At 75.1% G+C, this 4,724-nt stretch carries 4 protein-coding genes; all 4 read right to left on the bottom strand.

Annotation, left to right across the window (positions count from 1 at the left end; genetic code table 11):
- Positions 1-227: 227 nt before the first annotated feature.
- Entirely contained in the window at positions 228-611 is a 384-nt protein-coding gene (locus tag J5Y04_RS40995) for a VOC family protein (RefSeq protein WP_209417645.1), read from the bottom strand.
- A gap of 109 nt (positions 612-720) precedes the next feature.
- Positions 721-1,989 carry an SGNH/GDSL hydrolase family protein gene (locus J5Y04_RS40990; protein ID WP_209417644.1) on the bottom strand — a complete coding sequence of 423 codons (1,269 nt, stop codon included), beginning with the start codon at positions 1,987-1,989 and terminating at the stop codon, positions 721-723.
- Positions 1,990-2,402: 413 nt separating this feature from the next.
- Positions 2,403-3,377, bottom strand: a complete 975-nt coding sequence (locus J5Y04_RS40985; RefSeq protein ID WP_209417643.1) for an AMP-binding protein — start codon at positions 3,375-3,377, stop codon at positions 2,403-2,405.
- A 40-nt stretch (positions 3,378-3,417) separates the two neighbouring features.
- A complete protein-coding gene (locus tag J5Y04_RS40980) occupies positions 3,418-4,230 on the bottom strand; it encodes a hypothetical protein (RefSeq protein ID WP_209417642.1) in 813 nt (270 codons plus the stop codon).
- Positions 4,231-4,724 lie beyond the last annotated feature (494 nt).

The raw sequence follows: 4,724 nt of genomic DNA, 5'->3' as shown, positions 1-4,724 counted from the left end.
TAAGCCTCACAGCGCCGATGGTACTGCAGGGGGGACCCTGTGGGAGAGTAGGACGCCGCCGAACAATCATTCACAGAGAACCCCCGATCCATCACGGATCGGGGGTTCTTTGCGTTTCCCGGAGCTTTGCATTTTCCGGAATTGCGGTGGGAGCCGAGGTCGGCGGGCGCCGACCTCGGCCTGTGAGGCGCGTTCCCCGGAAGGACCGGGGACGGCCGGCGGACGTGTCAGGAAGTCGTGGCGGCCCGGTCGGACTCACTGCGCAGAACGCAGAACTCGTTGCCTTCGGGATCGGCCAGGACCGCCCAGCCGGATCCGTCGGGATTCCGGCGGTCGGTGACGAGGGTGGCACCGAGACCCAGCAGGCGTTCCACCTCCTGCTCGCGCGAGGTCTCCGGGCGCAGACAGAGATGGATCCGGTTCTTGACCGTCTTGGCCTCGGGTACCTGGTTGAAGTGGAGGAGCGGGCCCTCCGCCAGCAGCACCTGAACCTCCGGATCACCCGGCTTGTCCTCCGGATGCAGCGGACGGCCTGTCACCCTGCTCCAGAAGCGGGCCAACTCGTAGGCATCCGCACAGTCGATCGCCACATTCTGCAATACCGAGACCATGCGCCCGAGCCTTCCTGATTTCCACTCCGAGCGCCACCGGGTCCCGCCTGGGCGAGCCCCGAGGCCCCGAGGCCCCGAGGCCCGTCCCGGACCGCCGTCCTGACGGTGGTCATTGCAGGCTGTCGAGGTCGATGCCGTCGGCCATGGCCCGGTAGCCGAGCGGGCTGGGGTGGAGGTGGTCGCCGAAGTGGTAGCCGTCGGGGATGGTGCCGGTGCCCGCCGGGTCGATGGCCAGGTCGAAGTCGGCCACCGCGTCGTACTCGCCGGAGGTGCGGATCCACTCGTTCAGGTCGCGGCGCAGCCGGTCGGTCTGCGGGGTCCAGAACGGCGCGCCGCCGAAGGGCATCAGGGTGGCGCCGACGGCCTTGACGCCGCGGGCGTGGGCGGCGCGGATCAGGGCGCGGTGGGCGTCGATCAGCCGCTGGAGGGTGACGGGCGGGTCCTCGCGGTCCACGCCGCAGATCTGGTCCCCGGTGCGGAGGATGTCGTTCATTCCGTGGGAGACGATCACGGTGCCGACGTTCGGCTGGTCGAGCACGTCGCGTTCGAAGCGGGACAGGGCGCTGTCGCCGGCGCAGGCCGAGTCGGCGAGCATCTTGTTCGAGCCGATGCCGGCGTTGAGCACCGGGCGCGGCCGGCCGTCGGCGATGAGTCGTTCGGCGAGGCGGTCGGGGTAGCGGTCGTCCCCGTCGACGGTGGCGCCGAACCCGTCGGTGGTGGACTCGCCGAAGGCCACCACGGCCTTGCCCACCGGCCGGCCGCCGGTGACCTCGACGCCGCTGACGTAGTACCAGGAGCCGTACCCGGGGCGGACGGCGTCGCTGAACGCCGCCGCGTCGGTGTCGCCGCGGTGGTCGCCGTCGGCCCGGTAGGTCGTGGTCATGGAGAGCTGGTGGTAGGTGGCCGGGCCGGTCGGACCGTCGAAGTAGAGGGTGAGCGCCACCCGGTCGCGGGCCGCCACCGGCAGCGGCACCGGGTCGCTGAGGACCTCCCCGCCGGCGGGGACGACGACGGAGTCCCGGTGGTCGAAGTGCAACGGCCGCACGGTCCCGGGGACGACGGCCGCCCCGTCCGCGGCCCGGCCGACACTGGCCCCGGTCAGTCGCAGCGGAGCCGTCCCGTAGGTGTTGGAAAGCCGGAACCGGACGGCTTTGCCGCCCGTGCCGAGCCGCACCACCTCCCGCACCGTCTGGTGGTCGAAGCCCTGCCCGGCCCAGGTCGCGAACCAGGGCGCTGCGGAGGGGCGCATCATCGGCGCGGCCCAGGCGGCCGACCAGTGCTGTCGGTGCGCCGGCCCGGCCGAGGCGGGGGTGGAGGTCGCGGCGATCGACAGGGCGGTCAGTGCGGCGATGGCAGCGGCGCGGGGGAGCGGGATCATGGGGGGCCTTCCTCGGGCATCGGTCGGTACGCGGCACCGGTCGGTGCGCGGCGACGATCGGGCGGGCCGGGTGCGGTCGTCCGGCGCGCTCCTCTCGGATTGCGCGGGGTTCCGGCGACCTGCGCCGCCCGGCTCCCCGTTCTCTCATGACCCTGACTCCGCGCGGCGCGGGAATGTGACACGGGAGCATCCGCCCGGATCTCCCGGTGGGCTACGCCGGCGGCTCGGTCGGCCGGCGAGCCGAGCGCGGCCGGTCCGCCGGCCCCCACGGTGTGGCGCGCGCGCCTCGGGCGCCGTCCGGCCTCGGCACGATCCACGGGAGTGCGTGCGGGTGCGGCGTGAGCGGTAGTCGGACAGGTCCGTGGGGCGGCATCGGGTGGCCGGTCCCGGCGGCAGGGCGCCGGGACCGGTGCTCACGGCCGGGCGGCCGCGTCCTGCTGCCCCGGGTGGGAGTCGGCGGGGACGGCGGACGGTCGGAGCGACCAGGGGCTGGGGCCGTGCCGCAGGTGCCAGGAGGGGCTGGGGAGGTGCTCCCGTTGCCAGTACCAGTGGTCGGGACCGGGGGAGTCGGCGAGCTCGGGGACCGGCGCGACGAGGCGCAGGTCGGGGGCGGGCAGGGTGGGCAGGCCGGTCGCGGGGGAGTGCCGCAGGACCTCCTGCAGGGAGTCGGGCCGGGCGTGGAGCACGGTCACGCGGTAGGTGTGGAGGGTCTCCAGGAGGCGCTCGGGGTGGGCGGAGCGGGCGGAGTCCTGGCAGAGGACCTGTGCGGCTCCGAGGGCCAGCGGCCCGGCGACGGCCAGGGGGTGACGGACCAGCCAGTCGAGGTCGGCCGCGCACCAGTAGACGTCGGCGGGGCCGTGCAGGCCGAGCCGGAGGCCGGCCGCGTTCTCCTCGGGGGCCGGGACGGGGCGGCTGCTCCGGGCCGGCGGTGCGGCGAGGGCGAGGTGCCGGCGGGCCGGCCCGCTGCCCGTGGGCAGCACCAGGACCTGCGGCGACCCGGGAGGCGCGGTCCGGCTCCCGGCGGGACGCCGGTCGTCGGCCGTCACCAGCAGCCTGACGCGCCGGAGGCGACGCCGGGCGAGCTCGTCGGACGGATCGTGGAGCGGGGGCGCCGACGGTGTGGGCGTGGTGGCGACGGCGCCGATCCGGGTGCAGGCCAGCAGTGCGGCCACTGCTTCGGGGACCAGCGGCAACTGCAGGGCGACCCGGTCGCCGGGGCGTACGCCGAGCCGGCGCATCGCGGCCGTGGCCCGGTCGACCTGGTCGGTCAGCTCTCGCCGGGTGACGGCCCGGCCGGTACCGGTGGCGTCGACGGCGTACAGGGCCACCGGGTCGTCCGGGGCGGTCGGTGGCGGGCAGACGGCGACGTCGGCGCGGGTCGGTGACATGGCGGGCTCCGATCGGTCGGGGCGGTCTCGGGCGGGCCGGTCAGAGGTCGGTCGGGGTGAGCAGGCCCTGGGGGCTCCACCACGCGGCGCGCGAGGAGCAGTCACCGACCACCAGGGGCGCGTCGGCACCGTCGTCGAGCAGGCAGCCGGCGCCGTCCTGGGTCCTGATCCGCAGACAGTCGGGGGTGGCGGAGCCGTTCGCCGAGGCGGCGCCCGGCTGCGGCCGGCGGTCGGTGAGCTGCCAGCGCTGCGTCGAGGCGGCGGTGGTGCCCGCGGAGGCCTCGTCCCGGACCGCGACGGCGCCGGTCGGCTCCGCGGTGACCAGCCGCGGCACGGGTGAGCCGCTGGAGAGCAGGGACTGCAGCACCAGGCCGCCGTCCGGCTCGGTCCACACGAGCCACTCCTCGCCGTTGGCGCCGGTGGGCGCCGTGGCGCCGACCCGGGCGCCGTCGGGCACGTCGGACAGCGGGGCGTCCAGGACGGCCAGGCGCCGCCCGGAGTCGCAGGCGGTCAGCGTTCCCAGGCCCCCGTAGGAGGGGTTGCGGGGGCCATCGGATTCGAACACCGGGCTGCCCGTCGGTGCGGTGGCCGGATCGCCGAGGCCGCCCGGGAGCGCGCGGTCCTCCGCCGCCTTCGGCCCGCCCGGGGACGAGCCCGGCACCGTCGTCGGCCGGTCCGTCCCGGCGGTGCCGGGCGTGGCCGGCGATCCCGCACGGGTGGCGTCGTCGCCGGTAGCGCACCCGCCGAGCAGCAGGAGGGCGGCGGTCGTGAGGACGGCGAGTGGCCGGTTCACCGGTGGGCCGGCCGCGACCATCCGCTCGGTTCGTTCCGTTGTCGCCCTGCGCAGCGCCATCCGATGTTCCCTTTCCTGGCATCCCCCGATGGGCGAGGGGCCGGACCTGTGCGGGACGGGTGCGGCCGCTCGGCGGGGCCCTTATGTCGGGGCACCGTCGGTGGTCAGGCTAGGAGCCGAGGGCCGGTGGCGGATGACGGTCGGTACCGAAGGGTTTGCCCGGTTGACGGGGTTTCGGCCCGTGGTACGGCCCCGGGACGGTTCCCGGCCGCCGGCCGGCCCGGTACCGAAAGGTTTAAGTTCGGGCACCGAGAGTTCAGCCCGATACGCGCTGCCGGGCGTCCGGCGCGCGTGAAGATCGAGGGGTATTCGCCGGGAGGCCGCCGCCCGGCGAGTACCGGCAAGGAACCGCAAGAACAGCATGAGGAGTACGCGTTGAGCAACGAGAGCCTGGCCAACCTGCTCAAGGAGGAGCGGCGCTTCGCCCCGCCGGCAGAGCTCGCCGCAGCCGCCAACGTCACCGCGGCCGCGTACGCGCAGGCCTCCGAGGACCG

The organism is Kitasatospora sp. RG8 (genome assembly GCF_017813315.1).
In the GTDB taxonomy this organism is placed as follows: Bacteria; Actinomycetota; Actinomycetes; order Streptomycetales; family Streptomycetaceae; genus Kitasatospora.
Note: the sequence above shows the minus strand (reverse complement) of the source record. Positions and strands in the feature narration are given on the sequence as shown.